The sequence below is a fragment of the Paenibacillus sp. MMO-58 genome, from assembly GCF_037146255.1.
Classification (GTDB): Bacteria; Bacillota; Bacilli; order Paenibacillales; family Paenibacillaceae; genus Pristimantibacillus.
In genome coordinates, this window is the sequence record NZ_JBBCVY010000006.1 from 134,530 (window position 1) to 155,837 (window position 21,308).

Consider the following 21,308-nt stretch of genomic DNA (forward strand, 5'->3'; position numbering starts at 1 on the left):
GTTGCTTCGAAATGAGGAAATGGCTTTTGATTTTCTACCGTTTCAAGTTCCTTGGTCTATGTGTATAAGAACTTAATAGGACTAAAGTCGTCTATTTCGGACAAGTATTCACCCGTACAGACGCGAAACCGATAATTGTAGAAAAGAAATGCCTATTCCAGGCAAATACAACAAGCTATAGGACAAATAAGGAGGGCATGACAAATGACAACCGCTCGAAAGAAAGGCTGGAGGGGATTGCGCTTCATCCTTGCGATGGCGTTTATTCTGGCCTTGACGGTACAGCCGCTCGCGCAAACCGTACATGCGGCAGACACGGTTTACCACTGGAAGCATTACACAAACGGTGTTTCTTATATGAATCAAGGCAAGATCAAGCTCGCAATCAAGGAATTCGAGCTTGCCGTAGCCCAGTCGGAGCAAGCCGGTTACTTGCGTAAGCTGGCAGAAGCCTACACGCTGGACAACCAGTTCCAGAAGGCGGCCGATACGTATTACCGGGAAGCCAAAATCCACAAAGCGATCGGTGAAAAATCCGGTGACCTAAACACGTATTTTGCCGTACTGGCCAAAGCTGACGCTTTGAATACGGAAATTGATCTTTATCTGGAGAAAGATGCTGCTGCCTCCTCCGCAACCGGAAGCAGCCATTTAGCGAAATTCGAACCGGCTTCGGGTATGTACATCGGTGCCTATGTAGAGAAAGACAGCGGCGTCGAGAAACAAAAAGACGGCAAATTTGACGCCTTCAACAAGCTCGCCGGCAAGCAGCATGCCGTATTTTTCAACTACCATAAATACGGCAACCCGTTCCCTTATCATTGGGCAGAGACCGTAAAAGAAGCCGGTGGCGCGATTCAAATTGCGCTGCAGCCGGATGACGGGTTAAACACGGTAAAGGACGATGCGTATTTACGCAAATTCGCGCGGGATGCAAAAGCAGCAGGCGTTCCGATCTTCCTCCGGTTCGCGTCCGAAATGAACGGCAGCTGGGTGAAATGGAACGGCAACCCGTCGCTCTACATCGAGAAGTTTCGCCTAGTCTCCAAGGTAATGAAGGAAGAAGCGCCAAACGTGGCGATGGTCTGGTCGCCGGCTGCGAATCCGAAGCAAAAAATCGCGGCTTATTATCCGGGAGACGATTGGGTAGACTGGGTTGGCCTCAGCATCTACAGCGTCAAATATTTCAACGGCAACGTGAAGGAGCCTGCCGATCAGGTGAATCCGCTTGATTCCGTAGATTATACGTATAAGCTGTACGCTTCCCGCAAGCCTATTATGATCAGTGAATTTGGCGCGACGCACTTCAGCAAGGCAGGTAATACGTCTGCGGTCAATTTTGCCATTACGAAGATGAATATGCTCTATCATGGCGCAAAGCTGAAGTATCCTCGCGTAAAATCGATCAACTGGTTCAGTCTCAATACGTTGACGGATTCCTACAGCGTGGAGCGCAGCCTGAACAACTTCAGCCTGACGGAAAGTCCGGCATTGCTCGCTTCTTACAGTAAAATGATTCAAGATCCTTACTACTTATCGAAGGTTGTATCGGGTCCAGGCAGTTATACGAAAACCGTAAGCAAGTTTGCGAACCAAGGTACAATCGGCAAGCCGGCTACAGGCGTCGTATGGGTGAAAACGTACGACCCTTATATCGGCAAGGTAGTCATCAAGCTGGACGGCGCCGTTGTGCTGACGCGCCAGCAGTATCCATACACCTTCTCGATTCAGCCGGACAAGCTGAAAGCCGGCAGCCACAAAATCGAGGTTGTTGTGTTTGATTCCAAGAACCGCGAAGCTTCCCGCAAATCGTATACGTTTAAGACGACTTAGAGCTTGCAGGCCGTGCCGGTTACCCGGCACGGCCTTTTGACGTCCGCGTCCCCTACGCGTTGACCCGCCGCCCTCCCAGTAACACGTGTTTTCTGCGTTATCTTCTTAACGATGTGCCACATCGTTAAGACCAGTTATTTTACTCGCTTAGGCTAGCTTAACGATGCCGTACATCGCTAAGCTCCTTAAAATCAGCCAAAACTGGGCATTTTCCCTGTATGAGCGCCACCTTTACGATGTCACACATCCTTAGGCTACTTAGATGTTAGCCGTTTCCGGGCATTTTGCCTACTCGCTCAAGCGCTTAACGTGTCGCGCAGCGTTAAGCGAGCGCGAACGAAAAAAGCTGCCCTCGCGGGCAGCTTCCTCAAGAATACTATTATTTGATAACGCCTTTTTTCAAGATCAAGTTGGCGTAGATCGCGCTTTCGCCGGTTGCAACGATAGCGTACGCTTTCTTCGCACGCTCGTAGAAGGCGAATCGCTCCACTTCCTCGAACGGCTCTTCCAAGCCGCTGCGCTGCGTGATAATAGCCTTGTACTCGCCCCAGATCGGCGTCTCCGCCGGATCGCCCGGCATCACCTGCATAAGAGCAGCCGGCTTCTCGACATATTGGTCTAGCGGGAACAGCTGCATAATCGCATCCAGCAGCTCGGGCACGCCATGTCCGTCGCAGCGGATAAGACGCTGGGCATGACTTGCCGCCGGGAAATTGCCGTCGGCCAGCACAATTTCGTCGCTATGCCCCATTTCCATTAGGATCTTCAGCAATTCGGGCGAAATGATCTTCGGAATACCATTCAACATCGCTAGGGGTCCTCCCTAATTAAGATCAGCCTGCAACAGCTGCTTGAATCGTGCATAAGCCTCATTCCATACATCCGTATCCGCTGGCTCGTAGATTTCAACCGGGAAGGATGCCGCCGACAATTGCCGCGCTTCCTCCAGATTCGCGCATTCTCCAAGCGCCATAAACTGTGCCAGCATGTTGCCAATCGCGCTTGCTTCCACCGGTCCGGCCCATACCGGGCGGCCGATCGCATTTGCCGTCAGACGGCAGAGCAGCTTGTTCTGGATACCGCCGCCGACCATATGCATGCCGCCGTAATGCTTGCCTGTCAGCTTCTCAATCTGCTCGAGCGCATTCCGGTACTTAAGAGCAAGACTATCCATAATGCACCTTGCAACCTCCGCCGCCGACTCCGGAACGGGCTGCCCCGTCTCGCGGCAATAGCTTCTTACCTTTTCCGTCATGTTGGACGGGCCGAAGAACCGCAGGTCATCCGGATTAATGAAATAGCGGAAAGGCTCCTGCTGCTCAGCCAGAACGGCCAGCTCGGCAAAGGAATAACGGTTTCCTTCTTCCTCCCACTCCCGCCTGCACTCCTGCAATATCCACAGTCCCATGATATTCTTGAGCAGCTGATATTTGCCGCCAACTCCGCCCTCATTCGAGAACTCGAGCTCCATCGCCTCTTCGCTTAAGAGCGGCTGATCGAGCTCCGTCCCTACCAGCGACCATGTGCCGCATACCAGGTAGACGAACGGTTCAGCTGCTGCAGGAATGGCGGCGACGGCCGATTCCGTATCATGCGTAGCAACGGCAACGGCCTCAACGGACGGAATCCCCAGTTCCTCGCAAACTTCCGCTGACAAAGGCCCAATCCGGGTTCCCGGATAAACAGGCTCAAGGAATACCTCTTCCGGAATTCCCAGCTCCTTCATCAGAGACGTGTTCCACTGTCTGGTCTCAGGATGAAGAAGCTGCGTGGTAGTCGCCATCGAAAACTCGCAAACCCGCTTCCCCGTCAGCAAATAAACGAGCAGATCCGGCGTCAGCAGCAACGTTCTAGCCGTTTCCAGCTTTGGAGAGGCCACCTTTTTCATGGCATACAGCTGATAGACCGTATTAAACGGCATAAACTGCAGACCGCCTTGCCGGAACAGCTCTCCTCTGCCAAATCTAGCTTCGATCTCCTCGATTAGACCTTCCGTATGCGGATCCCGGTAATGATAGGGATTGCCAAGCAGCTCGCTATTCGCATCCAGAAGGCCAAAATCGACGCCCCAAGTATCCACGCCAAACGTCGCCGGCTCGTATCCCAGCTGGAACGCCTTGCGCAGCGCATGCTTCATCTCCTGCAGCAGCCTTAGAATATCCCAGTGCAAATGACGGCCAACCTGAACCGCAACATTCGGAAAACGGTGTATTTCCTCTACTTCCAGCCTGCGTTCCGCCAAGGCGGATCCCGTCAGCCTGCCAATCAGCGCCCTGCCGCTGCTTGCTCCAAGATCAAACGCCAATACGGTAGTTGCTTGTTCCATATGCAGAATTCCTCCTCGCAGCGGCAGCCGCTGTCTTTGGATGTTATTGCTGCTTCTGCAGCAGCTTGATCCGGTAAGCTTCGCTCTCAAGCGACGCAATCTCTTCGAACTCTTCCTTCGTCAGCACCTTGGGTTCTTTAACCTGGCTGGCGATCAGGAAAATCTTCGCGCTTTCTTCCACAACCTCCGTACGGTAATACGCCTCGCGCAGGTTGCGTCCGGTTGTGACGAGGCCATGATTGCCAAGCAAAATGCTGCTTGCTTCCTTCACTTTAGGGACAAGGGCATCCGCCAGCTTTTCCGTCGTAGGCAGCACGTAAGGAATGTAGACGGTCTTGCCGACAAGCGCCGCTTGGTCCGGGAACATAACCGGAAGCTCCTCTTCCACCAGCGTAAAAGCGATACAGTATGGCGGATGGGTATGAACAATCGCCCCAATCGCCGGATTCGCACGGTAAGCATACAGGTGCATCAGCACCTCGGAGGACGGTCGGAGTCCGTTATCCTCAACCGCACCGGTCTCGATATCAACGGCTACCCATTGCTCCGGTTCAATCTCGTCAAGGGCAAAGCCGCTTGGCGACAGGTACATCTTCCCTTCATGCTTCGCGCTGATATTGCCGCCCGGTCCAACGACCAGCTTATTCGCAACCGTCTTCCTTGCGTATTTGCACAGCTCCTGCCGAATATCCAATTCTTCCATCCCCTTAAAAAGAATTTCCATATTTTTGTCCAACTACTGGACATATGCGGTAATTCTTACTTCGTAAGCATGATCTTACTTGTACAATGGCCCGAAGTTCGAGCAAGCACGGTAGTCCGCCGCCTCTTTGTCGTTAGTGCCGAACAGTCCCCATGCCCGCGGACGGAAAATGTTCTCTTCCGGAACGTTATGCATATTGACCGGAATACGCAGCATCGAAGCAAGCGTAATCAGCTCTGCGCCGATATGGCCGAAGCTGATCGAGCCGTGGTTGGCTCCCCAGTTGTCCATGACGTCGTAAACGGAAGTGAAAGCGCCTTTGCCTGTCAGGTTCGGAGCGAACCAGGTTGTTGGCCATGTTGGATCCGTCCGTTTGTCCAACTTGTCATGCACATCGCTTGGCAGCTCGACGGAGTAGCCTTCCGCAATTTGCAGAACCGGCCCCACGCCTTTAACGAAATTGATCCGGGACATCGTCATCGGCATGCCGCCACGCGACAGGAAGTCGGAGGAGAAGCCGCCGCCGCGGAAATATTCCACGCCCGCCGGTCTCCACGAAGTAGCCGCAAGGCAAGCCGCAGCCTCTTCTTCCGTAATATCCCAGAAAGGCTTCATCGCCGGCTGGCCGTCCAGCTGCTGCTCGCCGGTACCGTCAAGCGTTGCCGAGCCCGAGTTAAGCAGATGCAGAATACCGTTAGCCGCATGGCCTTCAAGCTTATGCCCTGTTACCCGCTCAACGGAAGCCGGGCTCCAGTAAGTGCGCACATCCGCAAAAATTTGCGGCGTATTCGTCAGTAGATAACCAAACAGCATAACAACGCCATTTAGGCTGTCGTTCTCTGTTGCCACGATAAACGGAGGGCGGACTCCGTTCCAGTCAAAGGAGGAGTTCAGAATCGCTTCCATAAAGTCGCCGTTCGGGAAATGGTCCGTCCACTGGCGTTGCCCTTGGAAGCCGGACACAATCGCGTTATGACCCATCGCTTCCTCACCGAAGCCCAGCTCCGCAAGGCGCGGGTTGCCGATCATCAGGTCGCGGGCAATCATCGTCATTTTGACAACGGTCTCCCAGTCCTGATCCTTCTTCTCGCGGGAGGTCTGAATCGCTTCCGGGTTATTGTCCGGACCTTCGGCGCAGTTCTCCTTCACCCAAGCAAGCGCCCGCTCGAATTCGGCCGTATCGTAAATCTCTTCCTCGAAACGGCGTACAAACTCGGACATATCGATGTATTCCGTCCGCATGCCGAGATATTCCTGGAAAAAGGAATCGCTTACAATTGAACCCGCGATACCCATCGAGACCGAACCCATCGACAAATACGATTTGCCGCGCATATAAGCTACCGCAAGACCTGCTCTGGCAAAGGATAGCAGCTTGCCTCGCACATCATCAGGAATGGAAGTATCGGATGCTTCCTGAACTTCCTCACCGTAAATACCGAATGCCGGAATGCCTTTTTGCGCGTAGCCAGCCAGAACGGCAGCCAAATAAACCGCACCCGGACGCTCCGTTCCGTTAAAGCCCCATACCGCATTCGGGATGGATGCGTTCATATCCATCGTTTCCGTACCGTAACACCAGCATGGCGTAACCGTTATCGATACACCAACATTTTCGCGGGCGAATTTGTCCGCGCAGGCCGCCGCTTCCGCCACCCCGCCGATTGTTGTATCCGCAATGACGCATTGTACCGGTTCACCGTTCGGGTAACGCAAATTCTCGGCGATCAGATTCGCAACCGATCTAGCCATATTCATTGTTTGAACCTCAAGCGATTCGCGAACTCCCTTGCGGCGTCCGTCTATCGTCGGCCGAATCCCGATCTTCGGAAAACCATTCTGAAAGCGATAAGCGATGTCCGTCATAAATACCCCTCCAAATGAATGAATAATAACGAAACTAGCAAATAAAATGTTACCGATAACTCTAATTTAGCAAGGCGTCCTGTTGCTGTCAATCGTTTTCTCTTGTAAGATAAAAGCATGAATTGTCGATGAGGAGCAGTAGGTATGGTTACAATCTATGATATTGCGGAAAAAGCTAACGTATCCGCAATGACCGTTTCTAGAGTTATCAATAACACAGGCAGAATAAGCGAGAAGACAAGAGCCAGGGTCAAAAAGGTGATGGAAGAGCTGAACTATGTTCCCAACCAGATGGCCCGCAGCCTTGTCCTTCAGCAGACCCGGAGCTTGTTCCTGCTTATTACCGATATAACGAACCCGTTCTACACCACGCTGTCCCGGGGAGCCGAGGATGCCGCTACCAAGAACGGCTACCGGCTGCTCTTCGGCAACAGCGACGAGAGTCTGGAAAAGGAAGCCGATTACATTAATACGATTCTGACGACCCGGGTAGACGGCGTGCTTATTGCCCCGGCCGGCGATCCGTCCCTGCCCCATCTCGAATCGCTGCAGCGGCATAACATCCCGTTTGTCCTGCTGGACCGCGAGGTGCCCGGCGTCGAATGCGACATCGTGCTTGGGGACAGCAAGGAAGGCGCACGCCAGCTGGTTAACCATCTTGCCAAGCAGGGCCATCGCCGCATTGCGATGGTGAACGGATCGGATACGATCTCAAGCGCAAGACTGCGTCTTGAAGGCTATAAGGAAGCGCTGATCCTGAACGGATTGACCTATGACGAGAGCATCGTTTTTGAGACCAGCTACGGTCCGCGTTCCGATCTGTCGGAGATGGAAGCCTGGCTGGATTCGCTTGACCCTCTCCCGACGGCCGTCGTAGCCGGCAACAATGTGCTGGCGATCGAAGCCATCCGCCTGCTGAGAAAACGGAATACGCGGATTCCGGAAGACATCTCCATCGTCTGTTTTGACGATTTTGGCCCGTATTCCGAGGTTGATCCGTTTATGACGGTAGCCGCTCAGCAGGCCTATCAATTCGGTTACCTAGGCATGCAGATGCTGATCGACCGCATTCAGAACAAAGAGGAAGCCGGACCGTGGAAAAAAATCGTCCTCCCCGCGGAGCTGATTATCCGCCGGTCCGTCTCTTCCCTATAAAATACAAAGAAGGCTGAGCGATATCGTCGCTCAGCCTTCTCTTCATTGCTCCTCCGTATTTAACGGCAAGATAATTTCAATCGTTGTTCCTTCGCCCGGAACGCTTGATATATTCATCAGCCCTTGATGCTGCTCGATAATGCGCGAGCTGATCATAAGGCCAAGCCCCGTCCCCTTCTCCTTGGTCGTAATAAACGGCTGTCCGATTTGACGGATGATCTCGTCCGGAATGCCCATGCCTTCATCGCGGATCGTAAGGCGCATCCGCTCATGATCCGGTTCCATCGCCGCCGTGATCGTGATCTGCCCCCCAAGCGGCATCGCTTCTATAGCATTTTTAATAATATTGATAAAGACCTGCTTCAGCTGATTCTCATCGCAATAAATCGACGGAATACAGTTCTCGAACTCCGTGCGGATCGATACGTTCATCAGAATCGCCTGCGTTTCCAAAATCGAAATGACGGCATGTAAAATATGATCCAGCCTTCGCGTGCTAAATTTGGAGAAATGCGGCTTCGCAAGGGTCATAAATTCATTCACGATAAAATTGATCCGGTCCAATTCATTGGTCATGATGTCATAATAGAACGAGTTCCCCTCCGCCTTGGATTTCAGCAGCTGGGTAAAACCTTTCAATGCGGTTAACGGGTTGCGGATTTCATGCGCTACGCCCGCGGCCAGCTGCCCGATCACCGAGAGCTTCTCGGAACGGACAAGCATCTCTTCCGAGCGTTTACGGTCCGTCAAATCCCGGATAACGGTTAGAATCACCATTTTCCCCCGGTAATTATGGATTCGGATGCTAGACATCTCGACGTCGATCGTCTGGCCGTCGTTGCACAGCAGCTTATTTTCGATAAAATTCGTGGGGTCGTCGGTATGAATCACTTTGTTGAGCACATCCATCAGATCGTCGCTATAAGCGGGATCGACGTAATCAAGGATAGGCCGCCCGACCATCTCGGAATCGTCGGCAGCGCCAATCAGCTTGACCGCTAACTTATTGGCATACACAATTTCGCCATTGTCGATAAGAACAATTGGCTCGGGGAGAAACTTGATAATTCGCTGATACATGTTGGCACTGTCGCGAAGGGAGCGCTCTTTTTCCTTCTTGATCGTAATATCCTGTACCGTGCCCAAGAGAGCCGGCTTTCCTTGAAAGGAGATCAGGCAGGAGTTGCCTTCGAGGTGGACAGGGGAGCCGTCCTTCTTAACCCCTGTAATGTTGAAATGAAAGTAGATTTGCTTCTGATCCATCAAGGTTACTTGCGCGTCCCGCGTAACGACTTCCAGCTCGCCGGGGAGCATCAACTTTTTTAAATCAACCTGCAGCAATTCCTCGTTCGTATAACCATATAGGGCTGCCAAGTAAGGGTTCGCGTACAAAATACGGCCTCCCTGCCCGACAAAAACACCGGCCAGCGCACTGTCAGCCAGATGACTGTATAAGCTTTCCGCTTCAAACAAGGAGGCTTCCATCTTGATCCGGTCGGATATATCCCTCTCGATTCCAACAATCCCGATAATATCTCCGCGCTCATCCGTGAGAGCCGTAAGAGTCAGGCTGACATAGACCATTGTGCCGTCCTTGCGCAGCTTAAACGTCTCGTGGCATTGCAGGCTCTCGCCAAGCTTGGCCTTCTCGATCATTAATCTTCGTTCTTCCAGTAGATGTACCGGCGTAAAGCAGCAAGGCCTGCCGATCAGCTCTTCCCTCGTCCATCCGTGAAGGGCAACAAACCCCGGGTTAACATCAAGAATATTCTCATCCAAATCTATCACGACAATCCCGTCGGGGATATTGTTCCATATCGATTCCATAAAGTTATGCTTCATTATATGACCATGCTTGTCCATTCGAATATTTTCCACCTTTTCGAAGTCAAAGTGATCGCTACTCCATTCAATTCCACAAAATGCCGGAATCCCCTGCTAACATGAACATTGAATTTAGATTAATTTTGGCTTTAATGTCCGTTCATGTATAATGTGGCTATTATTCAGACACCCGAGGAGAGCTTAAGAAGCCATATGGCCAACCGAAGAAAATGGAACATCGGCGTCCTTCTGTTACTTATTGTTTTTGCCTATGTACTGGTCCAGTTTTATTTGTCTACCGAGCGGATCAGAGATCTTGTCACCCCGCTGGAGGCAAGCGACAAGGATCATACCAAGCGGCAGATTGCCCTAATCTCGCAAGAGTTGGACAATCCGTTCTGGCGATCCGTCGAACAGGGGGCGCTGAAAGCTGCCGGTCAATACCGGATGGAGTTGCAATACATGGGGCCGTTCCGCATTAACGCGGAGGAGCAGATGAAGCTGCTGGAGAAGGCGATCGCTTCCAAAATAGACGGGATTATATTGCAGGGGATCGGAACCGAGCAGGACAAAGCTTTAATCGAAAAAGCCAATCAACTAGGCATTCCGGTCATTACCGTCGATACCGATGAGCCCGGCAGCAAACGCCTCGCTTATGTCGGAACCAATAACACCTATGCCGGCCAGGAGATGGGACGCCTTATTGCGGAGGACGGACAGACGGAACCAAGCGGCGTAATTGGCGTCCTTGTAGGCAGCAAGGAGGCCGCCAACCAGCGGCTCCGGCTGGAAGGATTCAAAGAGGCCATTAACACTTATAAGGGGCTTTCCATTGCCGAAGTACGGGCTTCGAATATATCCCGGCTTCAAGCCGCCCAGCAGGCGGAGCAAATGCTGAGGGACCATCCGAAGATCAATTATATGGTCGGCTTCAGCTCCCTTGACGGTATTGGCATGGCGGAAGCCGTTGCCCGCGTTAAACCCGGCAAGGTTACAATCTTTGCTTTTGATAACCTTGAGGATACATTAACCGCTATTAAAAAGAAACGGATCGAAGCTTCGATTGTTCAACAGCCCTCCCAAATGGGCTACGAAGCGATGTCGCTGCTGAATCAATATTTTCAGGGACAAGCGGTTTCTTCGAAGCAGTATACTCCGATTTCCGTCGTAACGGATAAGGAGGTCATTGCCCCATGACACTTCGAAAGAAGCTCCTGCTCTTTATCCCGCTGCTGGTTCTCCTGACGAACGGCGTCACGTTCTTCCTGTTCGAAAGCTCCAAAACGGTACAGCACAGCTACAATACGATGATGGACCGCATGCTGCTGTATACCCGGTCGGCACAAACGGCCGATGAGAATGTGCAAGCCTTGTACACGTATCTGCTTGACCCTGAGATCAATAGCCAGGCTTCGCTTCAGCAACAACAGGCGGAACTCGCGCAAATCAGCGGGCAGCTTGCAAGCCAGCGGACGGAAACCGACATCGCCGGTGTGCTGCAGGGATATGTTCATATGCTTCAGACGCTGGCGGAACAAGCACAAGCTGCCGAAAAGTCTGACGCTCCTGATGAGGCGCTAGGTTACTATGAGGATACGGAGCGGACGAGCTCTTTTATAAGAGAGGAAGAACGCCGTCTCATTGACCTGGAGCTAAGCGCTTACGAGCCGGTATACCGGAGCATCCAATTGGAAATCGTACGAATGGACTGGCTTGGGCCTGCCGTATTTATAATCAATACGCTGCTGAGTATCGTTGTTGCGTTATGGATATCAAGAAGCATTACGGAGCCGGTAGACCGTCTCGTGCAAACGGCGAAGCATCTGTCCAAAGGGCAGCTCGATTCCGCTTATCTTCCCGAACGTTCGAATGACGAGCTTGGCATTCTGTCGGAAGCGTTCCGCCATATGATTAAGGATTTGAATGACTTGATGGGCCGAGACAAAGAACGCATGGAATCGGAGCGTCTGGTGAAAGAACTGGAGCTTCAAGCTCTGCAAAGCCAGATCAACCCGCATTTTTTGTTCAATACGCTAAATGTGCTGTCCAAGCTTGCGCTTCTTGAAGGGGCCGACCAGACGAGCGACCTAATTGTATCGATGTCCAAGCTGATCCGTTATAACTTAAGCCAGTTGGACCGCCCGGTTACGCTTGGCGACGAGCTTAAGCATGTTCAGGAGTACTTCACGATTCAACAAGCCCGGTTCCGCAACCGCGTGGAAATCGGGCAGCAGATCGACGAATCCGTGCTGGGTATGCTGATCCCCGCTCTGACGGTACAACCGCTTGTGGAGAATGCTTTTGTACACGGCGTGGAACGGATGGAGTCCGGCGGAACGATTCAGCTTGTTATCGGGCGGTCCGGAGATAGCGTTAGAATAGTCATCAGGGATAACGGAGCCGGAATGACGATCGAGGAGCGCGACGCGCTTCTTGCCCTGCAGGAGCCCGTCCAACCCGCTCCCGCGAAAAAAAATTCCATGGGCTTTGGCACGCGCAATGTGATAAAGCGGCTGAGGCTTTTCTATAACCGGCAGGATGTTGTAAAGATCGAAAGCGAGCCAGGGCGAGGAACCTCGGTTATTCTCCTCCTGCCTAATCTATCCGAAGAGCAGAAAGGAGGAACGGATCACGATGTATCGTCTATTGATCGCCGATGACGAAGCGCTGGAACGCGAAGGGCTGGAGCATCTTATTCACCGCATGCTGCCGGGCAGGTTCCAGATCGCGTTTGCCGATAATGGCCGAAGAGCCATTGAACAAGCGGAGGATTTCCGCCCCCACATCATTATGATGGATATTAATATGCCCGGTATTCAAGGTCTGCAAGCTATCCGGGAAATAAAATCGCGGCTTCCGGACACCAGGTTTATTCTGGTGACGGCTTATGACTTTTTTGCCTACGCCAAAGAAGCGGTGTCTCTAGGCGTAAAAGAATATATCGTTAAGCCTGCCGGGCGCGAGCAGATCTCGTCCATCTTGAACCAGCTCATTGATGAGCTGGAGCGCGAGAAATCCAAACGGACCGAAGAGCTGCATTTGCGGGATAAGGTATCCCAGCTGCAGCCGCTGGTGGAAAACGAGCTCTCTCTTCTGCTCATGGTGGATCAGGTGCTGGATGCGGATGAAGAGAAGCTGTCCGACTGGCTAAGCTTCCCGCTTGATAAGGGCTGCGCGGTTGTTGTGGCCTTCCCTAAGCAGATTTATACGCTGGATAAGAAAAAGCTGTACGAAACGTTCCGCAGCTTCGCCAAGACTTACGGGATTTCCTGTATTGTCAGCTCCTTGATCGACTTGCATATGGCTATTTTTATTCGGAATGATACGAGAGATCATGCCTGGAAGAACGATATCAAGATGTTTGGCGAGAAGCTGTGCCGTCTGGCCGAAAGGCAATTCCGGCTGCCGATTACCGTAGGAATCGGATCGGTTCAATCGGGCGCCGACGGCTGGCGCAAGTCGTATTTCGAGGCTGTATTTGCTTCCGACGTTGACCGGCATGTCGGAGAGGTACGCGATTTCGAGGATGTGGTACAAGGAACGGGGTCAACTGTTGCCGCATCGACTACTGCTCCAGCTTCTTCGGGCGAACACTCCGATCCGGTGGATCAGCGCTCCTATGTCATCTCCGCCCTGCAGCGGATTCGGGAGCAGCGAGAGCAGCAGACGATTAACGTAATGGATAAGGCTAAGCAATACATCGGGCTTCATTTTACGGAGGAATTGTCGCTCGAGGAGACAGCCGAACATGTCCATCTGAATCCCCACTACTTCAGCAAAGTGTTCAAGCAGCAGGTTGGAGCCACGTTTATCGATTATTTGACGGGTCTTCGGATCGAGAAAGCCAAGCAGCTGATCTCGTCGGCCGATGAGTTGGCGTTGAAGGAAGTATGCTTCGAGGTTGGTTACAAGGACCCGAATTATTTCAGCCGGGTGTTCAAGCGGGTGACCGGGCTCACCCCGACCGAATACCGCAGTCAAGCGAAATGATCAGGATATGCAGGAAGTTCATGCCAGTGCGGCATGGACTTTTTTGTTTTGGCAAACTAATAAAATGCTATTCGATTCAAGCACTCTCCGTTGTAGCGGACAAGGCGGCTTTTCCATGCTGGAACTACACAAATAAGTGCTGACGAATGACCGCTAACCCTATCCATTCCGGTGTTATAATGAGACTCGTTTCAATAAACGCAACCATTCAATCAGTCACATATGGAAGGGGAATAAATAAAGTGAGCAGCTTAACTGCAAATGCCAATGGCAAAAGCATGAAGTTTGTTACGCTCGTTTCGATGATTGCCGCTCTCGGCGGTTTATTATTCGGCTTCGATACCGCTGTCGTATCGGGAGCAATCGGATTTATGCAAGACCGTTTTGACTTAAACGAGGTGGAGGTCGGCTGGGCCGTGTCCTCGCTTATTATCGGATGTGTTGTTGGCGCGGGTTTTTCCGGTGTATTGAGCGACCGTTTCGGCCGTAAAAAAGTACTTATAGCCGCCGCAGCCCTGTTCATTATCGGCTCGATAGGCTCCGCGATTCCGGATACGTTCTCGATGTACATCGTTGCCCGCATGATCGGCGGTCTTGGAATCGGGATTACGTCCACGCTTTGCCCGCTGTATAACGCGGAGATTGCTCCGGCTAAATACCGCGGCCGTCTCGTTGCCTTAAACCAATTCGCAACGGTTACGGGGATCTTCCTCGTTTACTTCGTCAACTCGGGTATCGCCGGCTATGGCGATGATGCTTGGGATATTGCAAACGCATGGCGCTGGATGTTTGGCGTAGGCGTTGTGCCAGGCGTTATTTTCTTCATTCTGCTCTTCCTTGTGCCGGAAAGCCCAAGATGGCTGATCAAGCAAGGCCGGGCGGAGCAAGCTCTCAATATCCTTCTTCGCATCCACGGCGAAGAAGAGGCAAGGCAAGAGGTTCTCGATATTAAAGCCTCTTTCGCTGAAGAAAAAGGCAGCTCGCTCAAAGAGATTTTCCGCCCGGGCATCCGCCTTGCATTGATCGTTGGCGTCGTGCTTGCCGTTCTTCAGCAAGTCACCGGCATTAATGCGGTTATGTATTACGCGCCGGAAATCTTCAAGTCGATGGGCTCCGGCACGGATTCGTCCCTATTGCAAACGATTCTGATTGGTCTCGTTAACTTCTTGTTCACGATACTGGCTATCTGGCTGATCGATAAAGTCGGCCGCAAGGTCTTGCTGCTTGTTGGTTCGTCCGTCATGACGATCTGTCTGGCGGTTATCGGCATCGCGTTCCATACCGGCCATACAACCGGCTCGCTTGTGCTGATCTTTATCCTGATCTACGTTGCGGCATTCGCCGTATCGCTTGGACCTGTCGTATGGGTCGTCCTGAGCGAGATCTTCCCGAACCGCGTCCGCGGCCGGGCTACCGCAATCGCGTCGATGGCGCTGTGGATTGCCGATTATGTCGTATCGCAATCGTTCCCGCCAATGCTGGAATCGGCAGGTCCTGCCGTAACGTTCTGGATCTTTGGCGCCATGTCGCTGATTACGTTCCTGTTCACGATGCGCGTTGTACCGGAGACGAAAGGCAAGTCGTTGGAGGAAATTGAAGCTTCTTGGAGTAAGTAAGGGAACTGCGTATTGGGGTTGATTATGAGTACGCAGAGATGTATCTCCTTCCGGCCGCTGTTGCCCGCACATTGCTTGAACAATATTCAAAGGTGGCAATGTGCAGGCAAAGGCGAACGCTTCGCTCCTCCACTAGATACATTCCCTTCTTCACTCCATCAACTTCAATTTTTATAATATAAGCAGAGAAGCTGGGCGATTCATTTCGCCCAGCTTTTTTTATTTAGTTGCTCCTTTCCTTGCTTGAAACATAGCCTTCCAACGGCGCTAATGGATTGGAGATGGATATATTAAATTCCTGTGCCACCCTCTCAGCTGCTTTAACCATTGAAAGTTGAGCAACGGCAATTTTCTTTTCCTGTTCCGAATGGAGTAATTTCACGATAAATTTGTACACTTCGTCTGCGTACTCTGACTTCTGTCCCTGCATAATAAGCTGGAACGCGTTCTCAATCACTCTGACTTCAATGTCCGGAAGCTGGTAACCATGCGATGAAGCGAACTTCATCAGCCGCTTCATCGTACCTTCAACCGTTGCGGGATTTGTAAACAGAAGAATTTGCGACTGCGTTATTTTACATATTTCATTAAAAAAGGGCTCGTCTATTTTTATGAGGGGTAGATTCGTCTCAATTTCTTCCAGTAGAGCAATGTAGCTGGTGCAAGTAACGAGAATAGCATCTACTCCTGAATGAGCGATCCATTTGATCTGATCAGCGGCTTTTTCCTTAACTTTAACATGGTCAAAACCTTCTTCCATACGCATCATTAGTCCGGGATCCACAAAGTGAATCAATTCCGCTTTCGAACCAATCGAAGCTTCAATATATTCGATATTGGAATAATGAGCATGTAAACAGCCAATCTTCATTTCATTCAACCTACCTCTATGCATGATCAATATTAATTAGAGAATATCATGAAGAGCTTGGCTCCGAAAATTAAAAAAGACGAGGGCGCTCTAGCTTTTACATTAGCCTATATGATTTCGGCAGCCTTCATCTCCCAAATCTGAAGACTGGAAACCACGGCTTCACCGCTGTCTGTTCGGAGCTGGATACCTCTACTGTCTTCCAGAGTCGGGTAAACTCTAGTCGTAAGGCAGGTCTCATCATCCACAAAAACTTCCACAATGGATTGGTCCGCGAAGATACGAAGCTTGATCAGATCCGTGCCTTCAGCAGTTGGCAATTCACCTTGGATTGGCGTTTTATGTACCTTTGGAAGCAGGCTTGAATTCGACCGGTCGATGGTAATCGTATTGGAGGCCATATTCAGGCATACATCGGTATGCTCCTTGCCGCAGTCGGAAGTGAATACGGATACGATAAGAGCGGTAGCTTCGATCGACTTCCTATCGATTTCGATCAGGCATTCGAAGGAGGTCGACTGTACACCCGCTTGTATTGGCGTTTGTCCGACTGTTAGATCTTTAAAGCTGTAATTCTCGCCTCTCAGCGTCTCTACCTCAGGCACTGGGGACATGGAAAGCGCGCCGCTTGGCTTGAGATCTACGACACGCGGCAGCGCCAGCGCCCCGGCCCAATCCAGGTTCTCGGGAAATTCTTCGCCTCTGCTGCCTTCCGGAATCCAGCCATGCACAATGCGGCGGCCGTTCTCGTCCACAAATCCGGTAGAAGCGTAATAGCCTTCCCAGCCGCCATGGTCGACGGTGCCATGCTGTTGCACATCGATAAGCTTATCTCCGCTGATGGTTCCGGAAAGATAACGAACCGGACCGCTTGGGGAGTAGAACAATACCGCTTTATCGCCGAAACGGAACAAATGCGGGCATTCCCAGATCCATTCATCGCCCTTATAAAAAACACCTTGGAAGCTCCACTTCTCCAAATCCTCGGAATGGTATATAAACGCGCAGCCTTTTTCCTCATGGATGCCACCAAGAATCATACGCCAGCCGTCTTCCGTTTTCCAGACATAAGGATCCCGCCAGTCCCGTATCTCAAGGTCTCCATGCAGGTCCAGGGTTAGTACCGGGTTTATGTCCGGTTTATGCCAGGTACGCAAATCCGTCCCGCGAGCCGTCCATTGCTGTGCTCCCGTAGCCGCGTTCCGTTCCCCTTCGCCAATGCTTGTATAGAACAACGTCACTTCGCCGTCATGGACTATGGAACAGCCGGAGAAGCAGTGGGCCTCGCCAAGCTCATACGATGGAGCCATTCCAACGGGCAGATGCGTCCAATTCACCAGATCCGGGCTTGTAGCATGCCCCCAATGAATGTCGCCCCACTCGGGCTTTGACGGGTTATGCTGGTAAAACAAATGGTACTCGCCGTTTAACTGAAACGGCCCGTTCGGGTCATTCATCCAGTTGCGAGGTGCCGTAAAATGATACCTTGGTCTATAACGATCCATGTTATCTCCCCTATCCTATTGGCTGCCAGATTCATCCGTTTACCTTCACAATATAAACGATATATTGAATATGTCAACTTATAAATAAAACGGCCGTGCAGATTCAAATTCATCTGCACGACCGCTTATAGGGTTAGATCGAGGAGATACTCCCGTCCTTCTTATGGCTTGATTGCGTCGTAATACTTCGTTTGCATTTCTTTCGCTGCTGCGTCGAGCTGAGCTTGCGTGTCGGTACCTTTTTTCGAGAATACTTCTTGCAATACGTTCGTCATAGAGCCGTAGTATTCTTGCGTGTTGTACTGAGCTTCAGGCTTGCCGTCGAGCAGAGCATTGGATTCCGCGTTGTATTTGTATACGTTGTCGTACTTGTCGAAGATCGCTTGAACTTTTTTGCCATACTCCGAATCCGGGCTGAAGTAGTTAATGTGCGGCGGAATGAAGTATTTGCCTTCCGTTTTGCGAGCTTGAATGTCTTTTTCGATCGAAGTCAGATAGTCGTCGGTGAAGTAGTCGAACGTGATGTAACGGAACGCCATTTCTTGCTCGTCTTTCGTAGCGTTAGGGTTGATGACGAGATAGTCGCCGCCCAATACGCCTGTATGTTTGCCGCCTTTTTCGGCTGCTGGCATTGGATAAGTCAATACGTCTTCGATCTTCATGCCGCCTTGGTTCAGCGCTTGCTCCAGTACGCCTTCCGCACCGGCGATAACCATTGCCGTACGTCCTTGACCAAACGCGCCTACAGCGTCGCCCCAGCCAAGTGCCCAGTCTTTCGGAATAACGTCTGCGTCCCATCTCAACTTGTTGTAGAAATCGAGAGCTTTCTTACCGGCTTCGGAGTTGAATGTTGCCGTTACTTTGCCGTCTGCTACGTTCTGGATTTCGCCGCCTGCTTCGAACAGGAAGTTGGTCCAGTTCCAGCCTGCTTCGTTGCCTTTACCCATTGGAGCGATACCCGCGATCCCTTTCTTCGCATCGGCTACGCCTTTAGCCGTATTCACCATGTCATCCCAAGTCCAGTCGTACGAAGGTACGGCTACGCCTTTGTCATCCAGCATTTTTTTGTTAACAACCGTCGTTGTTACATAACCTTTTTGAGCGATACCGTATACTTTGCCGTCAATGATGAATTGGTTTTGAAGAACCGGGTTGATTTGATCCTTGAACTCATAGCTGTTGTACAGGTCCGTAATATCGGCTGCCCAGCCTTTTTCAACGAGGAACTTCGCTTCGGTTGCGTAAGTGTTGAAGAAGGTTGGCGCTTCGTTGGCAGCCATTTTGATTCCGATTTCGTTAGGAGCGTAATGCCAGTCGCTCTTCACGATCTCTACGTTAGGATACACCTTGTTGAAGCGTGCGATCTTGTCGTCTTCCAGCTTGCGGTTTTCGACTTGGTCAGGAAGCGGATAATAAATGCTGATTTTAATTTTCTTTTGCGTAATATCTTCGGATGGTTGTGGAGTGGCTGTTGCCGTGTCAGTGCTTGCGCTTGCGTTTGCGCTTTCAGCCGGCTTGTTGCCGTTGTTCGACGTATTGTTGTTGCCGCCGCAGGCAGCAAGAGTCGAACAAAGTAATACCGCAGCTACTGTCGTAAAGACGCTCTTTCTCATTGTAACTCCCCTTCTCGAGTTCGTTTATTTGTTACACCTTCATCATAGTGGAGAGGTGCAGGAGCCTGCGAGGTGTATTCCTATTCCGATCATGTGCACGATTACGATTTGAATACTATCCTTTCACGCCGCCCAGATGCAATCCGCGCATGATGTACTTTTGGAAGATCAAGAACACGACGATTGGCGGAAGCATAACCATGGTCAGAATCGCAAACCGGATATTAAGCGCCAAGCCTTTGGCGTTAATAACGTATTTGTAGATCGCCGTCGCCAGCGGATAATGGCTGTCATTATGCATGATGAGCGATGGCCAGAACCAGTCGTTCCAGGAAGACGAGAAAATAAAGATCGCAAGCGTCGAGAAAATCGGTACCGACAGCGGCAATGCAATCTGCGCAAAGCTTCTCCAGTCGGAAGCGCCGTCAATACGAGCCGCTTCGAAAATTTCGTAATGAATCTCGTCGAAGAAGTTTTTGAGCAGCAGCAGGAAGAAGGCATTTGCGCCTGCCGGCAGCCAGAAGGCCGCAAACGAGTTCATGAGGCCAAGATCCTTCAGGTTCACGAAGTTCGGAATGATATACGTTGTTGGCGGAATAAACAAGGTCATCATAAAGAAGAAATAGATCGCTTTGCGCTTAGGCACGTTCAGCCTCGACAAGCTGAAAGATGCAAGGCCAAGAACGCCGACGGTAATGACCAGGTTGCCTCCGAAAATATACAGCGTGTTTCTTAAAAACTCCGGCAGATCGATAAAATTCCAGCCTTTGTTAAAGTTGTCGAAATGCCATTCACTTGGCAGGAACCTCGGCGGGAAAGAGTTGACCTCCACGTTGGTTTTGAGGCCGTTGAACAACGTCGTCAGAATCGGATAAATCATCGAACAGGACATGACGACCAGAATAAGCACCATGATCGAATAACCGATCAAGATAGGCTTCTTCTTCAGGTCAAACGAAGAGAGTATACCTCTGTCCATCTGTTTCATCGCACGTCTCCCTCCTTGCCTTGAAGCCTGTATTGAACGATGGCGAGCAAGCCCAGCACGATAAACATCAGAACGCCAAGCGCGGCCGCAACCCCGTAATTTTGCTGGTTAAAGGCGTATTTCACGATAAGCAGCGCGTAAGTCAACGTAGCATTGTTAGGTCCGCCGTCGAGCATCGCAAGCTGGGACTGGTAGCCCTGCGAGGTGCCGATCAGCTGCAGAATGAGAAGCAAGCCAAGCAAGCCTTTAATTGAAGGCAGCGTGATATGCCGGATCCGGTTCCATACGCCTGCCCCGTCGATTTCCGCCGCTTCGTACCAGTCGCGCGGAATGCTGAGCACGGCGGCCAAATAGATAAGCATCGCCGAGCCGAATTGCTGCCAGGATTCCATAATAACAAGGGAGATCATCGACCATTTGGTATCCGTCATAAAGGACACCGGCTCATCGGCGCCAAACCAGCCTGTAATCACGCCGTTGATCGGGCCGACAGGATCATAAAACCAGCGCCATAATCCGTACAAAACGACTACCGGAATAATATTCGGCAGATAAGCCGCTACGCGGACAACGCCTTGGAACTTGCGAAGCTCGGAAATCGCAATGGCGAATACAATCGGGATCCAGAAGCCAATAACAAGACAAAGGAACATATAATAAACGGTGTTCTTCACCGCCGTCCAGGCGTCTTTATCGTGAAGCGCGACTTTATAGTTGTCGAATCCGACGAAGCTGTTCCCTTTTACAAAGTCAATGTGGTAGAAGCTGTAGATGAATCCTTTGAAGATCGGGACCCATAGAAACAAGATAAAAATAATAAAGGCGGGAAGCAGGAACAATAGTCCCCAGAAATGCTTCCTCAAAAATACGGCAAATCGGCCCTTACGCTCGAGAGGCACGTTTGCTACAGCAGCGTGTTGCTCCATACAAGTCTCCCTCTTTTCTTTAACAATCCTCTATCCTTATTGTAAAAAAAGGAGCCTCTCGAGGTAATGTGCGTATCCAAGGCAATGATGAG

General features: G+C 51.2%; 16 protein-coding genes. 6 read left to right on the forward strand and 10 right to left on the reverse strand.

All coding sequences use genetic code 11. The annotated features are described in order from the left end of the window. Positions 1 to 204: 204 nt before the first annotated feature. On the forward strand, positions 205 to 1,833 hold the full coding sequence (locus tag WFJ73_RS19030) for a glycosyl hydrolase (protein WP_336774558.1): 1,629 nt from the start codon (positions 205 to 207) through the stop codon (positions 1,831 to 1,833). A 379-nt stretch (positions 1,834 to 2,212) separates the two neighbouring features. Here WFJ73_RS19030 and WFJ73_RS19035 read toward each other — a convergent pair whose 3' ends face one another. From WFJ73_RS19035 to WFJ73_RS19050, 4 genes are all read right to left on the reverse strand, one after another. Then, positions 2,213 to 2,641: an RbsD/FucU family protein gene (locus WFJ73_RS19035; RefSeq protein ID WP_336774559.1), complete on the reverse strand. Its 429-nt coding sequence runs from the start codon at positions 2,639 to 2,641 to the stop codon at positions 2,213 to 2,215. 15 nt (positions 2,642 to 2,656) lie between these two features. Next, positions 2,657 to 4,159 (reverse strand): rhamnulokinase, encoded by a 1,503-nt coding sequence (locus WFJ73_RS19040; RefSeq protein WP_336774560.1) that lies wholly within the window; start codon positions 4,157 to 4,159, stop codon positions 2,657 to 2,659. A gap of 43 nt (positions 4,160 to 4,202) precedes the next feature. Beyond that, a complete protein-coding gene (locus WFJ73_RS19045) occupies positions 4,203 to 4,862 on the reverse strand; it encodes a class II aldolase/adducin family protein (RefSeq protein WP_336774561.1) in 660 nt (219 codons plus the stop codon). A gap of 75 nt (positions 4,863 to 4,937) precedes the next feature. Next, the gene (locus WFJ73_RS19050) at positions 4,938 to 6,728 is read right to left on the reverse strand and encodes an L-fucose isomerase (RefSeq protein WP_336774562.1); all 1,791 of its coding nucleotides are present in this window, start codon (positions 6,726 to 6,728) and stop codon (positions 4,938 to 4,940) included. A gap of 144 nt (positions 6,729 to 6,872) precedes the next feature. On the opposite strand from WFJ73_RS19050, the gene WFJ73_RS19055 reads away from it, so the two are divergent. Continuing rightward, a complete protein-coding gene (locus WFJ73_RS19055; RefSeq protein ID WP_336774563.1) occupies positions 6,873 to 7,883 on the forward strand; it encodes a LacI family DNA-binding transcriptional regulator in 1,011 nt (336 codons plus the stop codon). Between the two features lie 42 nt (positions 7,884 to 7,925). Here the strand turns inward: WFJ73_RS19055 and WFJ73_RS19060 are convergent, their stop codons facing one another. Further along, positions 7,926 to 9,746 (reverse strand): PAS domain S-box protein, encoded by a 1,821-nt coding sequence (locus WFJ73_RS19060; RefSeq protein WP_336774564.1) that lies wholly within the window; start codon positions 9,744 to 9,746, stop codon positions 7,926 to 7,928. A 174-nt stretch (positions 9,747 to 9,920) separates the two neighbouring features. On the opposite strand from WFJ73_RS19060, the gene WFJ73_RS19065 reads away from it, so the two are divergent. From WFJ73_RS19065 to WFJ73_RS19080, 4 genes are all read left to right on the forward strand, one after another. Continuing rightward, entirely contained in the window at positions 9,921 to 10,904 is a 984-nt protein-coding gene (locus tag WFJ73_RS19065) for a sugar-binding protein (RefSeq protein WP_336774565.1), read from the forward strand. Continuing rightward, complete coding sequence (locus tag WFJ73_RS19070) at positions 10,901 to 12,367, forward strand: sensor histidine kinase (RefSeq protein WP_336774566.1); 1,467 nt, start codon at positions 10,901 to 10,903, stop codon at positions 12,365 to 12,367. The genes WFJ73_RS19065 and WFJ73_RS19070 overlap by 4 nt, the downstream gene beginning before the upstream one ends. Then, positions 12,342 to 13,697, forward strand: coding sequence for an AraC family transcriptional regulator (locus tag WFJ73_RS19075; protein WP_336774567.1), 1,356 nt, complete (start codon positions 12,342 to 12,344; stop codon positions 13,695 to 13,697). Before WFJ73_RS19070 ends, WFJ73_RS19075 begins: the two co-directional genes overlap by 26 nt. 278 nt (positions 13,698 to 13,975) lie before the next feature. Next, the gene (locus WFJ73_RS19080; RefSeq protein ID WP_442955968.1) at positions 13,976 to 15,313 is read left to right on the forward strand and encodes a sugar porter family MFS transporter; all 1,338 of its coding nucleotides are present in this window, start codon (positions 13,976 to 13,978) and stop codon (positions 15,311 to 15,313) included. Between the two features lie 223 nt (positions 15,314 to 15,536). Here WFJ73_RS19080 and WFJ73_RS19085 read toward each other — a convergent pair whose 3' ends face one another. The 5 genes from WFJ73_RS19085 to WFJ73_RS19105 form a co-directional block, all read right to left on the reverse strand. Further along, positions 15,537 to 16,184, reverse strand: coding sequence for an aspartate/glutamate racemase family protein (locus tag WFJ73_RS19085; RefSeq protein WP_336774771.1), 648 nt, complete (start codon positions 16,182 to 16,184; stop codon positions 15,537 to 15,539). Between the two features lie 107 nt (positions 16,185 to 16,291). After that, positions 16,292 to 17,689, reverse strand: coding sequence for a glycoside hydrolase family 32 protein (locus WFJ73_RS19090; RefSeq protein WP_336774569.1), 1,398 nt, complete (start codon positions 17,687 to 17,689; stop codon positions 16,292 to 16,294). Between the two features lie 161 nt (positions 17,690 to 17,850). Then, the gene (locus tag WFJ73_RS19095; RefSeq protein WP_336774570.1) at positions 17,851 to 19,302 is read right to left on the reverse strand and encodes an ABC transporter substrate-binding protein; all 1,452 of its coding nucleotides are present in this window, start codon (positions 19,300 to 19,302) and stop codon (positions 17,851 to 17,853) included. 115 nt (positions 19,303 to 19,417) lie between these two features. After that, positions 19,418 to 20,290 carry a carbohydrate ABC transporter permease gene (locus WFJ73_RS19100; protein WP_336774571.1) on the reverse strand — a complete coding sequence of 291 codons (873 nt, stop codon included), beginning with the start codon at positions 20,288 to 20,290 and terminating at the stop codon, positions 19,418 to 19,420. Further along, positions 20,287 to 21,216, reverse strand: coding sequence for a carbohydrate ABC transporter permease (locus WFJ73_RS19105; protein WP_336774572.1), 930 nt, complete (start codon positions 21,214 to 21,216; stop codon positions 20,287 to 20,289). Before WFJ73_RS19105 ends, WFJ73_RS19100 begins: the two co-directional genes overlap by 4 nt. Between the last annotated feature and the right edge of the window lie 92 nt (positions 21,217 to 21,308).